This is a genomic window from Thermanaeromonas sp. (assembly GCF_021890735.1).
In the GTDB taxonomy this organism is placed as follows: Bacteria; Bacillota; DSM-521; order Neomoorellales; family Neomoorellaceae; genus Thermanaeromonas.
Map to the genome: position 1 here is coordinate 67577 of NZ_JAKKUR010000001.1, position 23373 is coordinate 90949.

At 51.0% G+C, this 23373-nt stretch carries 22 protein-coding genes; 1 reads left to right on the forward strand and 21 read right to left on the reverse strand.

Features of this window, described 5'->3' with window-relative positions; translation table 11 throughout:
• Positions 1 to 16: 16 nt before the first annotated feature.
• From sigG to L5656_RS00465, 21 genes are all read right to left on the reverse strand, one after another.
• Entirely contained in the window at positions 17 to 790 is a 774-nt protein-coding gene (sigG, locus tag L5656_RS00365; protein ID WP_297197355.1) for an RNA polymerase sporulation sigma factor SigG, read from the reverse strand.
• A gap of 86 nt (positions 791 to 876) precedes the next feature.
• Positions 877 to 1602, reverse strand: a complete 726-nt coding sequence (gene sigE / locus L5656_RS00370; protein WP_297197358.1) for an RNA polymerase sporulation sigma factor SigE — start codon at positions 1600 to 1602, stop codon at positions 877 to 879.
• Between the two features lie 25 nt (positions 1603 to 1627).
• A complete protein-coding gene (spoIIGA, locus tag L5656_RS00375) occupies positions 1628 to 2557 on the reverse strand; it encodes a sigma-E processing peptidase SpoIIGA (protein WP_297197361.1) in 930 nt (309 codons plus the stop codon).
• Between the two features lie 180 nt (positions 2558 to 2737).
• Complete coding sequence (gene ftsZ, locus L5656_RS00380; RefSeq protein WP_297197366.1) at positions 2738 to 3802, reverse strand: cell division protein FtsZ; 1065 nt, start codon at positions 3800 to 3802, stop codon at positions 2738 to 2740.
• A 25-nt stretch (positions 3803 to 3827) separates the two neighbouring features.
• Positions 3828 to 5072 carry a cell division protein FtsA gene (ftsA, locus tag L5656_RS00385; protein WP_428849285.1) on the reverse strand — a complete coding sequence of 415 codons (1245 nt, stop codon included), beginning with the start codon at positions 5070 to 5072 and terminating at the stop codon, positions 3828 to 3830.
• 65 nt (positions 5073 to 5137) lie between these two features.
• Entirely contained in the window at positions 5138 to 5467 is a 330-nt protein-coding gene (locus L5656_RS00390) for a small basic family protein (RefSeq protein WP_297197373.1), read from the reverse strand.
• A gap of 6 nt (positions 5468 to 5473) precedes the next feature.
• Positions 5474 to 6205 (reverse strand): cell division protein FtsQ/DivIB, encoded by a 732-nt coding sequence (locus L5656_RS00395; protein WP_366017775.1) that lies wholly within the window; start codon positions 6203 to 6205, stop codon positions 5474 to 5476.
• 49 nt (positions 6206 to 6254) lie between these two features.
• On the reverse strand, positions 6255 to 7511 hold the full coding sequence (gene murA, locus L5656_RS00400) for a UDP-N-acetylglucosamine 1-carboxyvinyltransferase (protein WP_297197380.1): 1257 nt from the start codon (positions 7509 to 7511) through the stop codon (positions 6255 to 6257).
• A gap of 17 nt (positions 7512 to 7528) precedes the next feature.
• Positions 7529 to 8446 (reverse strand): UDP-N-acetylmuramate dehydrogenase, encoded by a 918-nt coding sequence (gene murB / locus L5656_RS00405; protein ID WP_297197384.1) that lies wholly within the window; start codon positions 8444 to 8446, stop codon positions 7529 to 7531.
• A 12-nt stretch (positions 8447 to 8458) separates the two neighbouring features.
• Positions 8459 to 9853, reverse strand: a complete 1395-nt coding sequence (gene murC / locus L5656_RS00410; protein WP_297197387.1) for a UDP-N-acetylmuramate--L-alanine ligase — start codon at positions 9851 to 9853, stop codon at positions 8459 to 8461.
• A 62-nt stretch (positions 9854 to 9915) separates the two neighbouring features.
• The gene (gene murG, locus L5656_RS00415) at positions 9916 to 11037 is read right to left on the reverse strand and encodes an undecaprenyldiphospho-muramoylpentapeptide beta-N-acetylglucosaminyltransferase (protein WP_297197390.1); all 1122 of its coding nucleotides are present in this window, start codon (positions 11035 to 11037) and stop codon (positions 9916 to 9918) included.
• Positions 11038 to 11059: 22 nt separating this feature from the next.
• Complete coding sequence (gene ftsW / locus L5656_RS00420) at positions 11060 to 12157, reverse strand: putative lipid II flippase FtsW (RefSeq protein WP_297197393.1); 1098 nt, start codon at positions 12155 to 12157, stop codon at positions 11060 to 11062.
• Positions 12132 to 13526: a UDP-N-acetylmuramoyl-L-alanine--D-glutamate ligase gene (gene murD, locus L5656_RS00425; protein ID WP_297197396.1), complete on the reverse strand. Its 1395-nt coding sequence runs from the start codon at positions 13524 to 13526 to the stop codon at positions 12132 to 12134. Before murD ends, ftsW begins: the two co-directional genes overlap by 26 nt.
• Positions 13527 to 13571: 45 nt before the next feature.
• On the reverse strand, positions 13572 to 14531 hold the full coding sequence (mraY, locus tag L5656_RS00430; RefSeq protein WP_297197399.1) for a phospho-N-acetylmuramoyl-pentapeptide-transferase: 960 nt from the start codon (positions 14529 to 14531) through the stop codon (positions 13572 to 13574).
• On the reverse strand, positions 14528 to 15910 hold the full coding sequence (locus tag L5656_RS00435; protein WP_297197402.1) for a UDP-N-acetylmuramoyl-tripeptide--D-alanyl-D-alanine ligase: 1383 nt from the start codon (positions 15908 to 15910) through the stop codon (positions 14528 to 14530). Before L5656_RS00435 ends, mraY begins: the two co-directional genes overlap by 4 nt.
• A complete protein-coding gene (locus L5656_RS00440; protein ID WP_297197406.1) occupies positions 15907 to 17394 on the reverse strand; it encodes a UDP-N-acetylmuramoyl-L-alanyl-D-glutamate--2,6-diaminopimelate ligase in 1488 nt (495 codons plus the stop codon). Before L5656_RS00440 ends, L5656_RS00435 begins: the two co-directional genes overlap by 4 nt.
• 100 nt (positions 17395 to 17494) lie before the next feature.
• Positions 17495 to 19618, reverse strand: coding sequence for a stage V sporulation protein D (locus L5656_RS00445; RefSeq protein WP_297197409.1), 2124 nt, complete (start codon positions 19616 to 19618; stop codon positions 17495 to 17497).
• Positions 19619 to 19675: 57 nt separating this feature from the next.
• Positions 19676 to 20170: a septum formation initiator family protein gene (locus tag L5656_RS00450; RefSeq protein WP_297197412.1), complete on the reverse strand. Its 495-nt coding sequence runs from the start codon at positions 20168 to 20170 to the stop codon at positions 19676 to 19678.
• A 3-nt stretch (positions 20171 to 20173) separates the two neighbouring features.
• Positions 20174 to 21082, reverse strand: coding sequence for a 16S rRNA (cytosine(1402)-N(4))-methyltransferase RsmH (gene rsmH / locus L5656_RS00455; protein ID WP_297197415.1), 909 nt, complete (start codon positions 21080 to 21082; stop codon positions 20174 to 20176).
• Positions 21083 to 21102: 20 nt separating this feature from the next.
• Positions 21103 to 21534, reverse strand: a complete 432-nt coding sequence (mraZ, locus tag L5656_RS00460; RefSeq protein WP_297197417.1) for a division/cell wall cluster transcriptional repressor MraZ — start codon at positions 21532 to 21534, stop codon at positions 21103 to 21105.
• A gap of 172 nt (positions 21535 to 21706) precedes the next feature.
• Positions 21707 to 22780: a hypothetical protein gene (locus tag L5656_RS00465; RefSeq protein ID WP_297197420.1), complete on the reverse strand. Its 1074-nt coding sequence runs from the start codon at positions 22778 to 22780 to the stop codon at positions 21707 to 21709.
• Between the two features lie 78 nt (positions 22781 to 22858).
• On the opposite strand from L5656_RS00465, the gene L5656_RS00470 reads away from it, so the two are divergent.
• Positions 22859 to 23371, forward strand: a complete 513-nt coding sequence (locus tag L5656_RS00470) for a GNAT family N-acetyltransferase (RefSeq protein WP_297197423.1) — start codon at positions 22859 to 22861, stop codon at positions 23369 to 23371.
• Positions 23372 to 23373 lie beyond the last annotated feature (2 nt).

Consider the following 23373-nt stretch of genomic DNA (forward strand, 5'->3'; position numbering starts at 1 on the left):
TTTCTTCCCTCCCCTTTTAAATATATTTACGCATGTGATTTAAAGCAGCTTTTTCCAGTCGGGAAACTTGGGCCTGGGAAATGCCTATCTCTTCAGCTACCTCCATCTGCGTCTTGCCTTCGAAAAAGCGGAGGCAAAGGATAAGCCTTTCTCTTTCACTTAATCTGTTAAGCGCTTCCCTGACCGCTATACTTTCCAGCCAATTGCTATCGTGATTTTTGTCATCCCCTATTTGGTCCATTACGTAGATGGGATCTCCCCCGTCATGATAAATGGGCTCGAAAAGGGAGACCGGCTCTTGAATGGCGTCCAGGGCCAATACTACCTCTTCCGGAGGCAAGTTGATCTCCTGGGCGATTTCGCCTACCGAGGGTTCCCGGGCGTACTTGCTAACCAAAGCATCCCTGGCCTGGAGGGCCCGGTAGGCTACATCCCTCAAAGATCTGCTTACACGAATGGGATTGTTATCCCTCAAATAACGCCGGATCTCTCCGATAATCATGGGCACTGCATAAGTGGAAAATTTAACGTTTTGTTCGAGATCAAAATTGTCTATGGCCTTCATCAGGCCTATGCAACCTACTTGGAAAAGGTCATCTACATATTCCCCCCTGTTGGTAAAGCGCTGGATAACACTTAAAACTAATCTTAAATTGCCCTGGATAAGCTTTTCTCGAGCGCTTTTATCTCCGGCTTTCATCCGCTTAAAAAGCTCCCGCATCTCCTCGTTAGTGAGCAGGGGAAGCTTGGAGGTATTTACCCCGCAGATTTCTACTTTGTTGACCATCATGGGTGCAAAACCTCCGTCCCCTTTAAAGGTCAGCAGTTAAATTATTACCACCCTGGCACGTTTTTATACGAAAATAAAAAACCCGCTTATTCCATGCGGGCTATTTCTCTGCGCAACCTTTTAATAATCCTTTTCTCCAATCGTGATATATAAGATTGGGATATACCCAGGATATCGGCTACCTCTTTTTGGGTCTTTTCTACCCCGTCCACAAGTCCGAAACGGAACTCCATGATCTTTCTTTCCCGGGGGCTGAGCTTGTGCATGGCTGCATGTAGGAGCTTCCGTTCCATTTCCTCTTCAATGGATTTGTAAATTATATCGTTATCAGTACCCAAAACATCCGACAAGAGCAATTCATTTCCGTCCCAATCTATATTTAAAGGCTCGTCAAAAGATACTTCCACCCTGGTTTTGTTATTGCGCCTAAGGTGCATCAAGATCTCGTTCTCAATACAGCGTGAAGCATAAGTAGCAAGTTTTATACGCTTTTTGGGATCGAAGGTGTTCACTGCTTTAATAAGGCCGATCGTACCTATAGATACCAGATCTTCTATCCCTACGCCGGTGTTTTCGAACTTGCGAGCAATATACACTACCAAACGCAGGTTCCGTTCAATCAAGGTAGTTTTAACCCCAGTATCTCCTTTTTCCAACCGGCTTAGTAAATTGTTTTCCTCGTCACTAGTAAGGGGCGGGGGTAACGCTTCACTGCTACTTACATAGAAGATCTCCTGCAACCACCGGATGGTGGCCAAAACTTTACTTAAGTTTAGCCTTAAAGCCAAATTCAACCGGTTCCAAGCGCTCATAGAGCATACCCCCTTAAATTCCGAATTATACCCTGGTCTCTACCTCCAAAAGGTCGGGATGCAGTAAAGCCCGGTAGTTACCACCCGGGGCCAACCGGTTCCAGCATAAGCCTACTATAACATCCGTTATTTTGATGAGCTGCTCCTCCCAAAAAATGATGACTTCGTCTGGTTTAAAACCTAGAAGCAATCCACCGGTACGCCCCAAGGAATGAAAGGGTATGATACGTACCTTGGTCGCCCAAGCTGTACCTGCCAGGGACGTTACAATTTTCTCCAGCTCGGGTTCCTCTCCAGCCCGTACCCTTGAGCGGATTTCTTCAGGAAGAATGGGCTTTAAAGCCTGGTACTCGACTATAATCACCGGACGACCGGTAAGAGGATCCCGCAAATTATTCCCGGTATCCACCAGAGCTTTAAGGGCCAGCCTTTTCCCTTCCAACCCGATCACTATGGGCAGCTGCAACAGGGCTTGCCAAAAATTCTTTTTTATAGTGGCGCTCCCCCAGTTGACCAGAAAAACGGCCGCCAAAACACCTAAGACCAACCACGCAGAAGGCAAAGGATGAACAAGGAGGCCCCTCCCGGCCAGAGCCGGGGCTGCAAGAAGATTGTTACTCAAGTACAACCCGCCGACCACAGCCCCGCCCATAATGAAAGAAACCAGATAAAAGCACCCGAAGACCTGTAATAGTTTCTGCCAGGTTAAAGGATAAAAGGCCAGCAACAACATAAGAAAGGAAAATAATATCTTAACCAAAAACCACAGCCAGGGCTCCCGGTGGGGAAAAAACAGGGTCAAAGCATAGGCCGCGCCCAGGGTAGCACCAGCCAGTAAACGCCACCCGTTCGTACTTACCTGGGCCAACCTCCCGGTAGCCCACAGAATTATATAATCCATTATAAGGTTAACAAGGAGGACCATGTCTAGGTAGACAATTTGTACTCCCGCCACGGTCCTTTCCTCCAGTTCCTCCACTCAATTATTACCATCATATGAGGCAACTGGCATTTTAAGACCAATTTCCCATCTCCATTATACAGAAGTCTTGAGGAAAAAAATGTCAAGAACTGGTGAGACAAAAAATTAAGGCTGCCTTTTCGGGCAGCCCCACATCATTCACTTTTCCCACGCTCAACGCCTTCTTAAGAAGGCAGGTATATCTAAATCTTCAAGGTTAAAGCTTTTAACTTCTACCTCCCTTGTTGCCGCCACTTGCTTTACGGCGCTTTCCCGCCTGTGGCCCTCAAAACCGGTAGCAATGACAGTCACCCTGACCTCATCTTTAAGGTTTTCATCGATAACTGCCCCGAAAATGATGTTGGCCTCGGGATCAGCCACCGAAGCTATGATCTCTGCCGCCTCATTAACTTCGAACAGGCCCAAATTGGGCCCTCCCGTAATGTTAAGGAGGACACCCCGGGCACCTTCGATGGAAGTTTCTAAAAGGGGGCTGGATATGGCCATCTTAGCCGCTTCTACAGCCCGCTTCTCACCCGTTGCCCGCCCTATACCCATTAAAGCCGAACCCGCATCGCTCATTATGGTCTTTACGTCGGCAAAGTCCAGGTTTATCAGGCCAGGAACTGTAATAAGATCGGAGATGCCTTGTACCCCCTGTCGCAGTACATCGTCTGCAATCCGGAAGGCCTCCGTAATGGATGTTTGCTTGTCCACAACTTGAAGCAGTCGGTCGTTCGGAATCACTATTAAGGTGTCTACCTTGGTTTTAAGCTCGGCAATACCATTTTCAGCCTGGAGGGCGCGGCGGCGCCCCTCGAAGCTAAAAGGGCGTGTTACGACGCCTACGGTTAAGGCCCCTACCTCTTTGGCTATCTGGGCTATAACCGGTGCAGCACCCGTTCCCGTACCGCCACCCATTCCTGCGGTGATGAAAACCATGTCGGCTCCTTGTAAGCGTTGAGCCAACTCTTCCCGGCTTTCTTCAGCCGCCTTCTTGCCGATCTCGGGATTGGCACCAGCCCCGAGGCCTTTAGTCAACTTCGCACCGATCTGGATCTTCTGTTCTGCCTGGCATAAACGCAAGGCCTGGGCATCGGTATTGATGCTGATAAATTCCACTCCCTTAAGTCCAGCTGCTATCATCCGGTTGACGGCATTGCTACCGCCCCCACCTACCCCTACTACTTTTATTACTGCAAACTGGTGATTGAGTTCCCCATCTTCAAACTCTAGCAACTTCCATACCCCCTTCTCCCCCGGGCTATTGAAATAGCTCTCTTAGCCATGCCCTAAAATAACCCCAGAGGCTTCCCCAGAACCCTTCCCTGCTGGCTGCAGCCTGGGATTTGGATAGCTGTTTTATCCCGTGTATTACCAATCCCACCGCCGTGGCATAAGCCGGGCTAGCCACCATATCTGCCAAGCCGCCCAAACGGCTCGGAAAGCCTATCCTTACCGGAAGCTCTAAAATTTCACTCGCCAACTGTGCCATACCCGGAAGCAAGGCCCCGCCACCTGTCAAGACCACACCTCCGGGAAGCAAACCCTTAAAATCGGCCCGGCTTATTTCCTGGCGGACTAACCCCAATATCTCTTCTACCCGCGGCTCTATGATTCCCGCCAGCATCTTTTGAGAGACCGTATGGGTGCCTTCTCCCCCTACATTAGGCACCTGAAACAGTTCGTTCTCGGGAACTGAGCTAGAAGGTAGCCTGCCCCACTCTTTTTTGATCCTTTCAGCCTGGTTTATGGGCGTGCGCAAGCCTACCGCTATGTCGCTGGTAATGTGCTCTCCCCCCACAGGCAACACAGAAGCAAACCACAAGCCGCCTTGAGCAATAATGGCTATCTCTGTGGTCCCCCCGCCCAGATCGACTACCACCGCCCCCAGTTCCCTTTCTGCTACCTGGAGTACAGCCTCTGCCGAAGCAAGGGGATTGAGCACAAGTTCCTGTACCTCTATCCCGGCCCGCTGGACACTCTTAACCAGGTTCTGTACTGCCGCTCCAGCCGCCGTTACGATAAGGGTCTCCACCTCTAGCCGGGAACCTGTCATACCTACAGGGTCAGTTATACCACCGTAGCCGTCTACAATGTACTGCCGGGGAAGTACGTGGATAATCTGGCGTTCAGAAGCTAAAGGTATAACTTTGGCCGCCTGCAAGACCCTTTCCACATCTTCTATCGTTACTTCCCTATTTTCCCCGGCAACTGCTACTATCCCCCGGTTGTTTATAGATTCTATATGAGGCCCTGTGATCCCCACAAAAGCCCTTTGCAGGCGGTGCCCGGCCATCCTCTCGGCCATATCTACAGCTTGCGCTATAGCCTGGGCAGTGTGTTCTATGTCTACGACAATACCCCTCCGGAGGCCCCCAGAAGGAACTTCCCCTAAACCTATGACACTGAGGTGTCCCCCTGCCTCAACCTCTGCGGCTATGGCTACTATTTTGGTACTGCCAATATCCAAACCCAATACTACTTCTCCTTTGGGCAAATCTGGCACCCCCGGAGTTTTAAAAAGGAAATTCAACACAACCCCTTATTTTCCCTTTTAGCTCTCAGATAAATTTATCGCTTTAAAAGATGTCTGCGTATGATAGCTAGATTTTGAAAGAGGCGGGCACCGAAAACAAATACGGCAGCCAAATACAGCTCCACCCCCAACTGATCGCCGATATAGGCTAGAAAAGCAGCAAGCAGGGTATTAGCAAAAAAGCCGGAAAGGAAGATGGAATGGTCAAAACTGTCTTCTAAAGTAGCGCGTAAGCCCCCGAATACAGAATCCAGGGCAGCCAATACGGCGACGGACATGTACTTAGCGTAAGCTACAGGTATCTTTACCGGGATAAGCAACCCCACCAATATTCCTATCAAAAGCCCTAACAGGGGTAGCCACATGTCTGTTCACCTTTTTTCCCTAAATTTTATAACCGGCGGCCCGTCAAAGCTTACATCTATGTATTCTAACAATCCTAATTGTTGCGTTTCCCTTAATACCCCCTCTAAGCGAACCCATTTCTCTTTTACCGAACTAGCATTGCCAAATTTCACTTTAACCCTTTCGGGTAAATAAAGCAACAGGTTTTCGGGGTCTATAACCTGGATCTCTTTTATCTTTTCCCTGGCCTCAAGGGGAAGAACCTTTAAAACCTCTAAAGCCGGTTTAAGCCGCGGGTCCTCAACCTTAGCTCCGGGGCCCGCATCATCTTTTACCTGGATCCCGGAAATAAAGGGGAGCTTACTAAGAGCTATCATACTTGAGCCTTCCATAATATAGCCTTCACCATCGACAATCCAAAATACACCGTGTCCGGGAACAAAAGCTAGAGGCTCCCTTTCTGTAACGTAGATTACCAAAGCGTGGGGCCACTTGCGCTTAACGCTTGCTTCTTTAAGTAGAGGGTGCGCCTTAAGGCGTTCAACCACTCCTTCGGTATCTATGCGCCACAGGTTAACACCGTATTCTAACCCAGCTAAGCTTAAGAGCTCCTCCGTAGGGATCCTTTTGTTACCTTGCACCTCCACCTTCTGCAGACTAAAAAAGTCAGATTGTAGGAAAAAAAAGAAGGAAATACAACATAACATACATATCATTAGCCGCCGGGCACGATAAGGGCGGCGCTTATTTATCGCCATTATAACAGAAGGCTCAGGTTTGTCCAAGGTGAGGCCAAAAAAGGGAAATCTATTCTGTGCCTTCCCGCCATAACTTGGCTCCCAAAGATTGTAGCTTTTCCTCCAGTCTCTCGTAGCCACGGTCTAGATGTTGCACCCCTTCCACAGAGGTTAAACCTTGGGCCATTAACCCGGCAATTACTAAAGCCGCGGCCCCCCTCAGGTCCCTAGCTTCGACAGGAGCACCGCTTAAAGCAGGCACTCCTGTAACGACAGCAATTCTCCCTTCAATTTTAATATCGGCACCCATTCTCTTAAGTTCGGCCGCGTGGTGGAAACGATTCTCAAAAATGCTTTCAATAATTATACCGGTTCCCTGGGCGGTAGTCATTAAGGCCATAATTTGCGGTTGCATGTCAGTAGGAAACCCCGGGTAGGGTAAGGTTTTACAATCTACCGCTTGTAACCGGTTCGTCACTTCCAAATAAATACCGTCTTTCTTACACCCTACGTATGCCCCCATCTCCTGTAATTTCGCTATCACAGCGGCAAGGTGTTCCGGCTGGGCCCCCTTCACAAAGGCCTTCCCCCTGGTTGCCGCTACAGCCACTAAAAAAGTTCCGGCTTCTATTCGGTCAGGTATGATACGGTGTCTCGCTCCCCGCAGTTCTGATACTCCTTCTATCCTGATAACATCCTGACCCGCCCCTTGTATCCTGGCTCCCATTTTATTGAGAAAATTTTGTAAGTCAACAATTTCAGGTTCTCGCGCCACATTCCTTAACACAGTCACCCCCTCAGCCAGCACAGCCGCCATCATGAGGTTTTCCGTTGCCCCGACACTGGGAAAGTCCAGGTGTATATCAGCTCCATGTAACCTCGGTGCCGTAGCTTCAATAAAACCCTGGCTTTCCCGAATCGTAGCACCCATAGCCGCGAACCCTTTAAGGTGCAAATCTAAAGGTCGTGCCCCTATAGCACACCCTCCCGGGTAGGCCACCCGGAAACGGTGCCACCGACTAAGCAAAGGACCCATCACCAGGTTTGAAGCTCTTAGCCGCCTGGTTAACTCGGGCTGGACCTCCTTTTCCTCAGCTAAGGAAGGGTCTATATAGAGGCTGTCGCCCTCCTTTTTAACCTCCGCTCCCAGGGTTTTTATAACTTCTCCCATCACTTTTACATCAATTAAATCAGGTACTCCTTCCAGGTAACAGGGATGCCGGGTTAATAAAGTGGCTGCCATAATGGGGAGAATGGCGTTCTTGGCCCCGCTAACCTCGACCTCTCCTTCTAACTTATAACCCCCGACAATATTTAAAATTTCCAAGGCCTTTCCCTCCCCTTCTAGGGGCCCTCTCCCCAAATTTCGATCTCTAGGTCAAGGTAAATACCGAAACGTTTAAACACTTCTTCCCGCACTCTCTCTATCAAGCCCAACACATCGGAGGCCGTAGCCCTTCCGCGGTTAATAATAAAGTTGGCATGGATGGTAGAAACTTCGGCATCCCCCCGGCTCCAACCCTTGGCTCCTACCTGTTCTATCAACCACCCGGCAGCATAACCTGGGGGATTCTTAAAGATGCACCCGGCGTTGGGCCAAGCCAAAGGCTGTTTCTTCTTGCGCAAGGCTAGCCTTTGAGCTATCAACCTATCAATTTCTTCAGGGTGCCCCGGTTTTAGGGCCAACAGTACAGCTACCACTACTTGGCCGGAACCCTTAATCCTACTCTCCCGGTATCCAAATCCCAGCTGGCTACCGTCTGCAATTACGAAGCGGCCTTCTTTATCCAAGACCTCCACCCTTGCCACTACATCTTCCATGGAGCCTGCGGGCGTTCCGGCATTCATTACTGTGGCCCCGCCTAAGGTGGCTGGAATTCCGGCAGCAAATTCCAGCCCGGAAAGACCGGCTTTCTGGGCCTTTGAAAGAACCCTAGCCAGCAAAACCCCAGCCTCTGCCCAAATATTTGCATCCTTCACCTCTAGACGGGATAGACCGGTGGTCTTTATTACTAAGCCCCGGACCCCCTTTTCTCGTACTAGAAGATTGGACCCATTACCCAGAATATAAAAGGGCAGGCCCTTCTCGCGGCTAAAACTTATACAAGCCTCTATATCTTCACGGTTCGTAGGTAAAGCTAGAAGATCGGCCGGCCCGCCTATACGGAAAGTGGTGTGCCGCGACAAGGGCTCCTCAAGTAATACCCGGCCGGCGATAGAACGCTGTAATTCCCCAGCCAAAAGAGTAAGATAATCGCCCATATCCTTTAACCTTTATCCTCCCACCTGGGGTATCTTCCCCGCCTGGAGGTAACGCGCTAGGTGTTCTCCAATCTGGTATACATCTCCTGCTCCCAATGTGAGGATGAGATCCCCGGACCTTAAATCTTTCCTCAAAAACCTTAAAGTATCTTCTCCAGAGGGGATGTAGTAAACTGCGGGATGCCCTATTTCTTGCAGCGCTTGAACTATTAGCCGGGCATGGACTCCGGGCAAAGGTTTCTCCCCGGCGGCATATATATCGTTTACAATTACCACATCTGCTTCTTGCAAGGCACGACCTAACTCGCGGTGCAAGTAAAAGGTACGTGTATACCGGTGGGGTTGGAACACTGCAATAATACGCCTCGCTCCTACCTGGCGTGCAGCCGCTAAAGTAGCCCGGATTTCGGTAGGATGGTGCGCATAATCGTCTACCACCCAGATGTCACCGGCGTCCTGCAAAATTTGGAACCTCCGCTCTACCCCCCGAAAGGACCCTAATGCCTCTTGAAGTATCATCCAAGGCAATTCTAGCTGGTGTGCTACAGCTACAGCAGCTAAAGCGTTAAGGACGTTGTGCCTACCAGGTACTTTAAGCTCTAGTTCCCCCAGGTATTCCCCATGATAATAAATTTTACTCCTGCTACCCAGACCCTTAAGCTCGATATCCCGGGCCTGGTAATGGGCTTCCGGGCAGAAACCATAAGTTATTAGCGTCCTTTTTATCCCCGGAGTCAATTCCCGCAATAAAACATCTTCCAGGCAAAGCACAACCTTTCCCTTAGGTTTTACCCCTTGCAAAAACTCCTGGAAGGCCTCTACAATGTTTTCTAAGCTCCCGTAATGGTCCAGATGATCATCTTCGATGTTAGTGGCTACCGCTATTTCGGGATGGAGCCATAAAAAGGAACCGTCGCTCTCATCAGCTTCCGCTACAAAAAAGTCGGAATTCCCCAGGCGAGCGTTGCTCCCCAGAGGAGGAACATAGCCCCCAACGACCACCGTGGGATCGAGTCCGCCTTGCCACAGGGCAAGGCTGACCATAGCCGAGGTGGTCGTCTTTCCGTGGGCTCCCGCTACCGCGATCCCCCTTTTGGAGGACATTAGCTCGGCCAGCAGTTTCCCCCTTTTAATTATCTCCAGCCCCCGCCTTTCTGCCTCTTTCACCTCCGGATTTTCCGGGGAAATGGCCGAAGAGATTACCACCCGCCGAACCTCGGGATGGAGGTTACTGGCGTTATGGCCCTGGTAAATCAGCGCGCCGCGTTTTTTAAGAAGTTCTGTATACCTGTTTTCTTTTATGTCCGAACCCGAAACCTTATGTCCTAACCCCAAAAGCAACTGCGCAAGTGCGCTCATGCCTACCCCGCCAATACCAACAAAGTGGGTCCAACCTTCTACCGGCAAGCTTCCATCTCCTTCCCCCCACCAGCAGCCTGGTTTCACCTGTATGATATGCTTTAGCTACTTTAAGGGTGACATTCCTCTGCCAGCGCAAGTATTTTATCTACAATCTTCTCCAAAGCATCTGGTCTACCCAAACGAGCACTCGCCTGAGCCATCTTTTTAAGCCTTTCAGGGTCGGCCAAAAGGCTTTCTACTGTGCGCAGGAGCTTTCCCGCCGCCAACTCATTGTCACGTATTATTATGGCTGCCCCCTTTTCGGCCAACGCACGGGCGTTGTACTCCTGGTGATTGCCGGCCGCATACGGGTACGGTATAAGAACGGCCGGTAAACCCTTGACCAGAACCTCGGCTAGAAAAGAGGCTCCCGCCCGACCTATTACGAGATCCGCCGCGGCCAAAGCTAGATGTATATCGTGTAAATAAGGTACAATGGTAATATTTCCATTTCCATCCACATATATCCCCAACTTTGCAGCCTCGGCTTTTAATTGCTCATAATCTTTACGGCCCGCTACATGTAAAATCTTAAGGGAGGGCCGCCCCTGGTAAGCGCGAAAAAGAGAAAGCGCTGCATAATTTAAACTCCGGGCGCCTTGGCTTCCTCCCACAATCAGGATAAAAAATTGGTCCGGTCCAATTTTAAGCTTAGCTCTCGCCTCTTCCCTGTTCGTCGCTAAGATCTCCGGCCTCACGGGTAGACCTGTAGTGACTAATTCCACCCTGGAAGGAAAATATTTTTTGGCCTCCGGAAAGGTGAGGCAAACTGTCCGGGCCACCCTAGATAAAATGCGGTTGGTAAGGCCAGGAAAGGCGTTCTGTTCATGGAGGATAACGGGGATCCGCAGAATAGCAGCCACCATACATACGGGGGCACACACATAACCCCCTGTACCCACTACCACCTGAGGCCGGAAGAGACGAAGTAAACTATAAGCTTCCCACAAGCCCTGCCCCAGCCGGGCCAGGGCTTTAAAATTCTTCCAAAGGCGCCTTCTCTCAAGTCCCTGTACCTTTATCGTAGCGAAAGGGAGCCCTGCCCTGGTAACCACTTCAGCCTCTAAGCCCCGGTCGGTGCCGATATATAAGATCTCTATCCCCGGCTTAGCCTTAAGAAGACCCTGGGCGATAGCCAGAGCTGGATAAACATGCCCTCCCGTACCCCCACCGGTAACTACTACTCGCAAGGGAAGGCACCCCCTCCTGTATCTAGGTCCGTACATAGCGGGAAATATTAAGCAGTATACCTATCCCCGCCAGGGTAAAAACAAGGGAGGAACCCCCGTAACTTACCAGAGGCAAGGTTATACCGGTGACAGGCAGTAGCCCTGTAACTACCCCCATGTTGATCAGGGCTTGAAGGGTTATCATAATGGTGATACCTGCAGCAAGAAGAGAGCCAAAGGCATCCGGTGCCTTCATGGCTGTCCGGAAACCCCGCCAGAGCAAAAGGCTAAAGGCGGCCACCACCAGGGCCGTACCTATAAACCCCAGCTCTTCACCTAAAATGGCAAAAATAAAATCCGTATGTTCCTCGGGAACATAATAGAGTTTTTGCCGTCCCTGACCGAGCCCTGTACCAAAAGGACCTCCTGACCCTAAGGCTAAGAGGGACTGTATAGTCTGGTACCCCTTCCCCTGGGGATCAGCCCAGGGGTTTAAAAAAGCCGTGAAGCGCGCCATGCGGTAGGGAGCTATAACTATGGCCAGGGCGACCAGGGCAAGGCCCGCCAGAAATAAGACCGCCAGGTGCCTGCGGTCAGCTCCGGCAGCGACCAACAGCAAGTAAGATGTACCTGCTACGGCTACGGCTGTCCCCAAATCGGGTTGGGCGAGGATTAACCCGCATACGAAGAAGATAAGTAAAAGATATGGTCCCAAGCCCCTTATGAAGGAACTACCGAGGTGGCGCGAATCTTCGGCAAGCCTTGAGGCCAAGAATATCACTATAGCCAGTTTAACTACCTCGGAGGGCTGGAAAGAAAGGGAGCCCACCCCCAGCCACCGGCTAGATCCTTTGGCGCTGATACCTACAATAAGTACTAAAATAAGGAGCAGTAAAGATATCCCTAAAAGGGGGTTGGCCAGCCGGCGGAAAACGGTGTAAGGCATGCGCATCAAAGTAGCCATGCCCGTAAGACCCAACCCAGCCCAGGCGAGCTGGCGTTTAAGAAAATAAAAGGCATCACCTAAATTGTTGGCCGCGGTTACAGCGCTAGCGCTGAATACCATGATAATACCCATACTCAAAAGGACCAAAACGCTTAAAAGAAGCCCAAAATCAATTGTGCCGGCCCGCCGCAGCACAATCATTCCTCCCCTCGGATAGAGAACGCACCAAGGTCTTGAAAAGATTGCCCCTCTCCTCATAATTCCGGAACATATCCCAGCTGGCGCAAGCCGGGGAAAGTAGAACTACATCGCCGGGACTAGCAAGTTCCCTGGCGCGTTCTACGGCTTCTCCTAAATCCCGTACCATAAAAATAGAGGTTAGTCCGGCCTTTTGGGCGGCCTGTCTAATAGCAGGTGCTGCCTCACCCAAAAGTATAAGGTGTTTCACCCTCCCCACCATCTTCTGGGCAAGGAAACTGAAATCGCTGCCCTTATTTTTACCTCCAGCAATCAAAATAAGGGGCTCGGAATAAGCCTCTATGGCTTTAATAGTAGCCTCGGGGTTAGTCCCTTTAGAATCATTTACGTAAAGAACACCATCCACACACGCTACGGGTTCTAAGCGGTGTGGAACTCCTGGGAAGGTTTTTAAAGTATAGCTTAAGGTGGAAGGTGAAATTCCCAGGATTCCTCCAATAGCTGCCGCCGCCAAAGAGTTTTCTAGATTATGTACACCTTTAAGGGCTAGTTCCTCCACGCGGCATATAGGGTGTACTCCATTCCCTAGGTCAAGGCAAATAACTCCATCCTTGACAAAGCACCCCAAACTTAAAGGTTCTCGGTGGCTAAAATACACCAGGTGCCCTTTGACCTGTTTTTCTAGATTTCGCGTGTTAAGGTCATCATAATTTAGTACAGCAAAGTCCTCAGGCCCTTGCAAACTTAAGAGCCTAGCTTTAGCTTTAACGTATTCCGAAAAACTTCCGTGCCGGTCCAGGTGGTCAGGGGTGATGTTAAGTATAACAGCTACATTGGGGTGAAAAGTCTCTACCGTCTCCAGTTGGAAACTGCTTACCTCCAAGACGAAATACTGTCCCGGAAAGGCTTCGCCTACTTTTTCTATCAAGGGTACACCAATATTACCCGCTACTACCACGGGATACCCCGCATCTTTAAGCACCTGCCCCGCCAGCGCGGTAGTTGTTGTTTTACCGTTGGTCCCGGTTATGGCTATTATTTTTACGCCAGCGGGAAGAAGCCTAAAAGCAAGCTCCAGTTCCCCCCATATGGAGATACCCGCTTGCCTGGCCGCTTTCAAAGGAGGCTCCTCTAGGGGTACTCCAGGGCTAGCTACTACAAGGTCTGGGCAGACTTCCCCAACTTCAGGGTAACCCCCTACAAACACAGTTACCCCTAGTTCTTTAAGGGGCCTGATCTCCTCTTCGCTTTTCACATCCTTATCACAGGCGCAAACTTTGGCCCCCAACCCGGCCAGCACCCGGGAGGCTGCCATACCGCTTTTTCCCAATCCGACTACCAACACTCTTTTAGAATGCCATTCCATACTTTCAACTACCTTTCTTAAGCGTGATTAATTTCAACCCTCGTTTTAGCTCCAGGACAAGCCATATAGCCCCAAGCCACAAAAAACCAGGCCTAATACCCAAAAAAACAAGACTACCTTGGTCTCGGACCAACCCACCAGTTCGAAATGATGATGCAAGGGGCTCATGCGGAAAAGGCGCCGACCCGTTAAACGAAAGTATACTACTTGCAAAATCACGGATAACGCTTCTAAGACATAAACTCCGCCTAAAATAGGAAGAACAAGTTCTGTCCTCGTTAAAACACTCAAAATACCCACAGCCCCTCCTAAAGCCAGGGAGCCCGTGTCACCCATGAACACACGCGCAGGATGGAAATTGTACAGTAAAAACCCCAAACATCCACCCGCTAGCGCCCCTGCAAAAATCACGAGCTCAACCTTGTCCAAAGCTAGGGTAAGAATGAAATAGGCCAGGGACACTAACAGAGTAGTTCCCGCCGCCAGCCCGTCCAATCCGTCTGTTAAATTCACAGCGTTGCTGGTCGCCACCAACACCACCGCGGCTAAAGCAGGATAGTACCATCCCAAGTCCCACTGCACAGAGCTGAAAGGGAGTGTTACCTCAGTACCCCGGTCTAAATAAAGCATGGCCACTATTCCCGCTAATAAACCCAAAGCTAGCTGCCCGGCCAGCTTCTGCCTGGCCAAAAGCCCTAAGGGGCGCCGCATAACCACCTTCAGCATATCATCTATCCAACCCAGTAGGCCATAACCCCAAGTAATACCTAATAAAGTAAATGAAAGTAGACTGCGTTCACTTAAAATCAAGACGGCCAGGGTCAGCCCTATAAGGAATATAAGTCCTCCCATGGTGGGAGTTCCTGCCTTGCTAAGGTGTCTCCGGGGCCCGTCATCCCGTACTGTCTGGCCAGCTTTCATCAACTGTAATACTCTTATAAGCGGAGGCGCTAGAAGGGCGGTAAACGCAAAACTTAAAAGGAGTGCAACAAGCCCTGCTTTCATCCTCTCACCTCTTTTAGCTCCTCTAAAGCCTGCTCCAACTTTACCGCCCTCGAACCCTTAAGAAGCGCTACATCCCCGCGCTGCAGGTACCGGGCAAGGAACCGGCCAGCCTCGCTAGGATGAAGAAAGGAAAATACCTGCTCCTTTGGCATCCCAGAGGCAATTGCCCCGGTAGCTATCTCCCGGGCCAGCTCCCCCACAGTCACCAGAACTGCTACCCCCGCCTCTGCAGCTCGTCTCCCCACTTTCCGGTGAAGCTCCGGACCTTCTTCCCCTAGCTCAAGCATGTCGCCCAACACAGCGATCTTCCGGCCTGGCAGCTCTTTTAAAACCTCCAAAGCGGCTACAACGGATTCCGGGTTCGCATTATAAGTATCGTTGTAAATCACGGAACCCCGGGGGCCCGGCAGAACTTCCTGCCTTAGGCTTTCGACCGGCCATTCCTGCAACCTAGTCACCATATCATCTATATTTACCCCCAAAATGTATCCCACGGTTAAGGCGGCTAGGCTATTTAAAACGTTATGCTTCCCCGGTACCGGAAGATGGACCTTCGCTTCTTTTTCCGGAAACCTTGCTACAAATTCTACGCCTTCTAATCCCCTCGTTGCCATGTCCCGTGCTTGAACGGTGGCTCCATTCTCAAAGCCGTAAAATACAGTACGCACGGGTAGCCCCTCCGCCAGGCGCCGGCACCAAGGGTCATCTCCATTTAAGACGGCCAACCCGCCTTCAGGAAGTGCCTCCAAAAGTTCCCTTTTGGCCCGGGCTATGTTTTCCACCGAGCCTAGCCTTCCCAGGTGGGCCGTACCGATATTTGTTATGACACCCACCGTGGGCCGGGCTATCCTACAAAGGGAGGCGATCTCCCCCTTTCCCCGCATCCCCATCTCCACCACCACAACCTGGTGGTCGGGTTTAAGATTTAGCAGGGTCAGGGGGAGGCCTATTTCATTATTGAAATTACCAGGATTTTTCCATACCTTAAACTTGGCCTCTAAAACCCGGGCCAAGAGATTCTTTGTAGTAGTTTTACCGCATGAGCCCGTAACCCCTATAAGCTCTCCTTTGAATACGGTTTGCCGATGATAAAGGGCCAAATCCTGAAGGGCCTTTAAAGTATCGCGCACCAAAATAAGCCCGCCCCGGCCTATCCCCTCCACCCGCCTGTCCACCACAGCCGCTACTGCTCCTTTAGCCAAAGCCTCTCCCACAAAATCGTGACCGTCAAACCGCTCACCTTTTAGGGCGAAAAATACTTCTCCTCCCCTAATCTGGCGGCTATCCGTGCTGATGCCTTGTACTTTAACATCGGGTTCTCCTAGGAGCAGCTCTCCTCCCAATACACGGCAAAGGTCTCCAACGCTAAAGGAGATCATCTTTCCCACCCCAGACGTCTCAGTTCTTCCCGGGCTACTTCTCTATCATCAAAGGGTAAAACCTTATCACCAATTACCTGGTAAGTTTCGTGGCCCTTCCCTGCAATGACGACGGTGTCTCCCGCCCTCGCCATTTCTAATGCCCGGGCAATGGCTAGGCGCCGGTCTACTTCCACCATATAATCCCTATCTTTAACACGTTGCACACCTGGAAGAATATCCTTTATGATGGCTTCGGGATCCTCGCTCCGGGGGTTATCAGAGGTTATAATACAGAAGTCGCTTAGCCTGGCCGCCGCTTCCCCCATAAGAGGACGCTTCGTCCGGTCCCGGTCGCCACCGCAACCGAATACTACTATAACCCGTCCTGGTGTCACCTGCCGAGCTGTCTTAAGCACGTTTTCTAAACCGTCCGGAGTATGGGCGTAGTCCACTATCACCATAAAATCCTGGCCTGCGTCTACTTTCTCAAAGCGCCCCGGCGCTCCTTCTAGCTGGCTTAATATATCGGCTAATAACGGCGGTTCTATCCCTTCCTGCCATCCTACAGCCCACGCAGCCAAGACATTATAGACATTAAACTGGCCTACTAGCTTCAACTGTAACGTATAGCGTTTGCCGTCACAGACCACTTCCAACAGAGTCCCCGTACTTCTAAGTTGTATATTTTCCGCCCGGACCATAGCCGCTGTGTTTAAACCGTAGGTAATAACCGGCACCTTCGTTAAAGTGATAAGCCTTTGGCCCCAGACATCATCACAATTTATTACGGCATACTTATAACCCGGCTTGTGGCCCTCTTTTAAAGAAGTAAAAAGCTTGGCCTTGGCGTTAAAGTAATCCTCCATAGTCAGGTGAAAATCCAGGTGATCCTGGGTCAAGTTGGTGAATACGGCGACATCGAATTCCGTACCCCGCACGCGGTCTAAACTTAGGGCATGGGAAGATACCTCCATAACTACAGCTTTAGCCCCATTGTCGGCCATCCAAGCTAAAATTTTCTGGAGATCTAAAGATTCGGGGGTAGTGTGTTCCGTAGTTAGCACTCGCCCCCCCAACCGGTTGGTTACCGTACCCAGCAGGCCTGTAGCACAACCAGCAGAGTTCAAAATTCCCTCAATAAGATAAGTAGTTGTGGTTTTCCCGTTGGTTCCCGTGACACCGAACAAGCGTAGCCGCCGTGAGGGATACCCGTAAAAGTAAGCTGCCAGGTCGGCCAGAGCTTTGCGAGAATTCTCCACCTTAATCCACGACATCCCCGGGGGCAAGGGCGCCTCCTTTTGGATCACCGCTGCCACTGCCCCCCGTTCTGCCGCATCCCTAAGAAAAAAATGACCATCGGTACGGAAACCAGGTATGGCTACAAAAAGAAACCCGGGCTCCACCCGGCGGGAGTCATAATGGATCCCGCGTATGGGCAAATCCTGCCGCCCACCGCGATCCAGAACTTCCACCACAGAACACAGTTCCTGCAAGCTAAACATAAACAACTGCCCCCTTTGTTTCCCCCTCACCCGCCGGCGCAACTGAATCAAAGGCTGTCATTTCTATTTTTAACCATCTACATATCTTTTAGACAACAGGTTAGGGTCCTAAAGTAGGACGGGTGGGTTCGTAAAACTTTACTTTTACCTGCGTACCGCGCGGTACGCGGGTACCTGGTACGGGATTTTGCTCGCCTGCTTGGCCGCTGCCTTCCGGCCACAACTTAAGACCCAAAGCTTCTAGGACTTCTGCCGCCTCAGGAATACGGAGCCCCGTTAAATCCGGCACCCTGGGCTCTTCACCCTGCCCTTGGAGAAAAAGGATAACCTTACTACCTTGGGGGACCATCACACCTTCCTTAGGTATCTGGGCTACCACCACCCCGCCCTCTCCTTCTACCCGGGCTTCTAACCCCAAGGCTGCCAACTTGGCTTTAGCTTCCTGCACGGACAACCCCGTAAGGCTAGGAACTTCTACCGACTTCTTTTCTCCTTCTTCCTTGGGGGTCTCAACATACTGTGGAGGTATTTTTAGATAACGGAGCGCATCGGCTACCACCCTCTGAAAGATGGGCGCGGCCACTACTCCACCATAGTAGGGATAACCCTGGGGTTCATCTACTATAACTAGAGCCAGTATCTGGGGATCGTTGGCCGGAGCAAACCCTATAAATGACGCAACATACTTTCCCTCTTGGTAACCTCCCGGTCCGGGCTTCTGGGCCGTACCGGTCTTTCCCGCCACGCGGTACCCGGGAATATAGGCATTTCTCCCCGTTCCTCCGCTCACTACCCCCTCCAGAAGCTGGCGAAGAACCTGGGCTGTAGCTGGAGATATTATCTGCCGTTGTACCTCCGGCTCTATACGCCGTACCACTTTCCCCTCGCTGTCCAAAATCTCCTTAACCAAGTGGGGCTTTACGATCTTCCCCCCGTTAGCCACGGCAGCTACAGCCACGGCGAGCTGTATAGGAGTAACGGCTATGCCCTGGCCGATGCCAATGGTGGCAATGTTGATGGGCTTTAATTCTTCCCGGGGAATAAGTATCCCTGTCCCCTCACCCGTCAAATCGATCCCGGTGGGGCTTCCGAAACCGAAGCCCTGTATGTAATCATAAAAACTCCCCGCTCTCTTCTCCTCCAGTTTTAAAGCTACGCTAACAAAAACGGGATTACAAGAATTCTTTACCCCTTCGGCAAAAGTCTGGCTGCCGTGAGCTAAGGGATAGGCCCAGCATCTAATGGAGTCCTGGCCTACCTGGATGTAACCCGGATCGTAAAATTTATCCTCAGGTTTTACCACACCTTCTTCCAGGGCTGCAGCTGCAGTTATGATTTTAAAAGTTGAACCCGGCTCGTAGGCATCCCTTACTACAGGATTGCCCCAGACCTCCGGAGGCGACTCGGAGAAACGATTGGGATCAAAGGTAGGCCTGCTGGCTAGGGCTAGGATCTCTCCGGTATGGGGGTTCATAATTAGAATACTGGCCTTGCGGGGCTTGGTGGAGCTATGCATGAGCTGATCTAATTCTCTTTCCGCTATATATTGGAGGGTCTGGTCGATGGTTAAAACTAAGCTGTGCCCGTTCTGGGGTGGTACGTAATGGTGGGTAGCCTGAGGTATCTCACGGCCTAAGGCATCGAACTCCCGGGCGATCTGTCCGGGTACACCGCTAAGCTCCTTATCGTACATAGCCTCCAGCCCCTCGAGGCCCTGGTTATCTATACCAGCAAATCCCAGAACGTGGGCAGCTAGTACGCCATTAGGGTAATACCTGCGGTTTTCCGGCACCACCACTATACCTGGAAGCTTAAGCTCCCTTATTTTGCGCGCTTTCTCCAAGTCTACGCGGCGAGCTATAAATTCAAAGCCGGTAGGACGTGTGATTTTTTCTAATATCTCCTCTTGAGGCTGTCCCAGAATCTCAGCTAGCTTAGCAGCTATCTCCTGCTGCCGGCCAGAGTCCCTGACCTCCGGCGGAAAGACTCCTATGTAGTCACTAGTTATATTTATCGCCAACTCCCGCCGGAGGCGGTCATAAATAATGCCCCGCTGGGCTGGTACCGGAACAACGGCCAACCTGTTCTGCAGGGCCTTTTTCTGTAAATCCCCTCCACGAACTAACTGTAACCAAGTAAGGCGCAACATAATAATGAAAAGGCCGGCCGAGAGAAGCAAAAAGACAACCAGTAGCCGCTTCTTGAGGTTTATACTGGTATACATGTTAGCCTGCCCCTTGTTCAGTCCCCCAGCTTTGGCTCCCCTTATCCCCGGTAATTTCTAACTGTCAGCAGCTTCGGCCGGCCGGGCCCCCGCTAACCATTGTTGCAAAGCCTGGCCGACCCTTAACCAGAAGGAATGCATTTTCGTCTCCTGGGAGTACTGGGTGGCTGGGGAATTCTCAGCTACCTTAGGATCATCATCCCAGGTTGAAGTGCTAAGGCGCACATCTTGGGGCGCCGGCTTAACCATCCCCAACTTGGTGGTAGCTAACTCCGCCACCCGTTCGGGAGACTTAAGGCGTGCTACCTCCAGCTCTAACTGTTCATTAGCTTGCTGCAAGGCAAGGATCTCTCTTTTGATCCTGGTCAGCTCATATCCTTTTAGTGTTAAGAAGACACATTGTACAGTCCAGGTTAGACCTATGGCAAAGGCCAGCAAGACTAATACTACGGCCATTGCTTTCGGCTTGCCTCGAGCTTTGCTTCTTTGGGGATAAGGTTGCACCAAGGGTTGCTGGGGCCAGGATAACTTAACCTGAGGTGCCGCTAACACAACTTATTCACCTTCCTCCTTTTTTAGAACACGCCTGGCAGCCCGCAACTTTGCGCTGCGTGCCCGGGGGTTAGATTCAATCTCTTCTAAAGAAGGCACTACAGGTTTCGGGGTCAGTATTTCTAACAGCCTTCCGCTAAGCTCTTTAAAGGTTTGCTTTACAATCCTGTCCTCTAAGGAATGAAACGATATGACTACGATCCGTCCTCCCGGATTGAGCACGCGTTCTAGCTCAGCAAGCGTCCTCCGCAGCTCCCCTAACTCGTCGTTTACTGCTATACGTAAGGCTTGAAAAGTCCTTTTAGCAGGATGGGGGCCGCTCCTTCTAAATCTGGCGGGGATGGCAGCCTTAACGATGTCCACAAGCTGCAAGGTGCTCAATATAGGTCTTTTCTCGCGGGCCCTAACTATGAAGTGGGCTATACGCGCCGCCCAGCGTTCTTCACCGTACTCCTTTAAGATACGGGTCAGTTCCTCCTCCGGCCAGGTATTTACGATTTCCGCTGCTGTTAGTTCCTGCCGGCGGTCCATGCGCATATCCAGGGGAGCGTCAACCTGATAGGTGAACCCGCGCTCTGCATTTTCCAGGTGATAAGAAGACACTCCTAAATCGAAAAGCAAGCCATCGGCTCCCTTTAACCCTTCTACCTCCAGGATAGAGGATAACGAGCTAAAGTTAGCGTGAAAGAGTTTAAACCTCCCCTCGAAGGGTTTAAGTTTTAGGCCGGCTGCATGTACGGCCTCTTCATCCCGGTCCAGGCCTATAAGGAAGCCTCCGGGCTGCAGACGCTCCAAGAGAGCATACGCATGCCCCCCACCGCCCACGGTAGCATCTATAAAAATCTCACCTGGCCTGGGATCGAGGAAACGCAAAACCTCCGACAAAAGAACAGGTTTATGAACAAAATTCAAGTAGGATAAGACACCCCATTCTAAAAGCCTAAATCACCCATCTTCTCCGCTAGAGCTTCGTACTGGGCGGCAGTCTCCGCCAAATATTTCTCCCATAGCTCCCGGCTCCAAATTTCTACGCGGGTAGAAACCCCGGCGATGACCACTTCCTTTTCTAAGCGGGCATATTCCCTTAGGCTTGCCGGCAGCAATATTCTCCCCTGGCGGTCGAACTCACATTCCGTAGCTCCGGAGAAAAAAAAGCGCATAAAAGCCCGGGCATCAGCTCTGGTGAGAGGCCAGGATCTGAGCTTCTGTTCTATCTCCTCCCAGTTTTTACGGGGATAAACGAAGAGACAATTATCCAGGCCCTTCGTAACAATAAACCGGTCTCCCAGCCCCTCGCGGAAGCGGGCCGGGATGATGAGGCGACCCTTTTCATCTATGGTGTGGTAATACTCTCCGATAAACAAGGACCCGGGCCCCACTTTCTTTCCCTATTTCACCACTATCAACCACTTTCCACCACATATATTCTTCACCAGGAGGAAAATTCCTGCCAAGGAAAAATAAAAAACTCCCTCCAGACTTTTAAATAAAGCAAGGGAGGGAGTTTTCTCATGCTCGGTTTAAAAACTCGTACAGTTATTCCCCAGCCATTGCTTCCGCGACCTCAAATGTAAGTTGGTAGACCCGTCTAGCCAATTCTTCATCTAGTACACCGGTACCGCAAGAAGGAGTTACCAATCCTTGCCGGTAAAGGCGGCTAGAGTTTACTCCCCTTTTCACCAGTTCCTCGATATAATTTTTGAGGAGAGCGCACAAGGTGGCACAACTTTCTTCCCAGGCCTTCTCATAGGTGGGTACGATACCCCACGCCAGGGTCCCTCCTTCATTAAGAAAATCCTCGACCTGGGAAGCATACACCTTTAGGCTCTCAAAATAGTTATAGGCATCGAAGCTTATTATCCGGAAACCGGATACCATAAAAATGGACCAGTCTACGCCGCTGCAGGAGTGTGCTCCGGGGATCCCCGGGGCGTTGATAATTTCTAAAGCCACCTCTTTTAAAGCTTCTATCACTTCCTCCCGGTTTAAGGCTACGTGGGTCGAGGTACCGTAGGCGGATAAAGCCGGGTCATCCACAAAGATTATGGCCGGTAGGCCCCTTGTTCCTAAAACCTTGGCCTGCCAGCGTGCCTGCATAGCCGTAGTTTTTACGATTAAATCCCGGAGCTGAGGGTCATAAAACGCGTAACGTCCCTCGGCATCGGTTAAGTATAATCCCGCTGTTAAAGGGCCGGCCACCTGTCCTTTAAGAAATAAAGCTTGCCCTGTTCCTTCACGCGACAGGAACTCAACAAAAGCATAAAAACCCCGGCCGGCCTCCCTAGGGATGGCAAAGTACTCTAAGGCCCGGGAGTGTCCCGAAGCGGCATCCAAAAGTAGCGTATAAAATTGAGTAAGCTTCTCCGGCCAATCTGAAGCCCTGGTATTAAAGTAAGGCAACCCCTCACCCTCGGGTACTACAATCAGCCCCAACCGTACCAAAGGAGCTAGGCTCTGGTATACAAAATGCTCCACCCGTCCCCTCTTGGGTAACTGCGGCCAATGGGGGATCTGAGGCATGCTTTTAAAAATTAGCTCCAGCGCAGGCTCGGGCTCTTTAAAAGGTAAGCTGCCGATACCGCAGGGCCAAAAATTTCCCGGCACCTGCACGGTTTCCACCACCTTTCAAGGCAGTACTCTTGCGTTTAATCTTTGTGGAGCGCGTGGTATTATAAACATTGAGTGATTATGGAAGTAATCTGCCTTACCGAAGCGGCTCAGTTTAATAGAATGCGCCATGCCCTTACCGATATTTATCTTTCCGGCTACGCCACCATACCGGAATATGCTTACACGACCACGCAGGACATCTGGCATTACCTCAAGTGGCTCTTCCACCGGAGCCGGGGAGGGTTTTTCCTCTTGCTGCACTCGGAGCTACCCCGGGGGTTTATATGTACCGATCCGGACTGGAGGGATTTGGACGACAAAAGGATCGGCGAAATCCATGAACTAGTAGTTACCCGGGAATTTCAGGGTAGGGGTGCGGGTAGCCTCCTCCTGCACTGTGGCATTCGTTTTCTATATTCTAGAAAACATAGACGTATCGGCTTGTGGGTGGGAGCCCGTAATTACCGTGCCATCCACTTTTACCTCCGCCACGGTTTCAGGTACGGACCTGTAAGGGGAGTCTGGCAACGCATGTACCTCGATACCGATAAAGTAGAACTACAAACCGCCAGCGGCCTTCCCCTGCAGTAGGT